Source organism: Aurantimonas sp. A2-1-M11, assembly GCF_036549475.1.
Lineage (GTDB): Bacteria > Pseudomonadota > Alphaproteobacteria > Rhizobiales > Rhizobiaceae > Aurantimonas.
Genome location: NZ_JAZHLI010000230.1, coordinates 1 through 556, shown reverse-complemented (window position 1 = coordinate 556; position 556 = coordinate 1). Strand labels below are relative to the sequence as shown.

2 protein-coding genes are annotated in these 556 nt (G+C 65.3%); both read left to right on the top strand.

The features are described 5' to 3' along the window. Positions 1–9: 9 nt before the first annotated feature. Positions 10–126, top strand: coding sequence for a helix-turn-helix domain-containing protein (locus VQ042_RS26305; RefSeq protein WP_442880264.1), 117 nt, complete (start codon positions 10–12; stop codon positions 124–126). Then, positions 123–556, top strand: a 434-nt coding sequence (locus tag VQ042_RS25840; RefSeq protein ID WP_331823084.1) for an IS630 family transposase, incomplete at its 3' end; no start/stop codon positions are given. The genes VQ042_RS26305 and VQ042_RS25840, both read left to right, overlap by 4 nt.

Below are 556 nucleotides of genomic sequence, written 5' to 3'. Positions count from 1 at the left end.
CCCGCCAGCCTGTCGCGCATCCTGCGCCGTAACGGCTTTTCGCGCCAGAAAGCCCGGCCGACCCACCCTCAGAGCGATCCGGGGCGCCAGGCGCGCTTTAAAAAAAAGGGCTCTCCGAGGCCCTGAAGGCGGCAAACGTCGACCACCCCGACAAGCGGATTGCGCTCTGGTATCAAGACGAAGCACGGGTTGGCCAGAAAGGCCGCCACTGCCACCGCTGGTGGACCCGCGGCAAGCGACCACCCGGGCTTTGCGACCAGCGCTTCGAATGGACCTACATCTTCGGTGCCGTCGAACCCTCCACCGGCCAGTCCTTCGCCCTGGTCCTGCCCTATGCCGACAAGGCGAGGATGAACCTCTACCTCGCCGAGTTCGCCCACACCATTCCGGACGACGTCCATGTCGTCATGGTTCTCGACGGCGCCGGATGGCACGGCGAAAAAGCCCTCGACGTACCGGCGAACATCACCCTCGTCGCGCTTCCGCCCTACAGTCCCCAACTCAACCCGGTCGAGCGGCTCTGGCTCTATCTGCGCGAGACCTCCCTCAGCCTGTG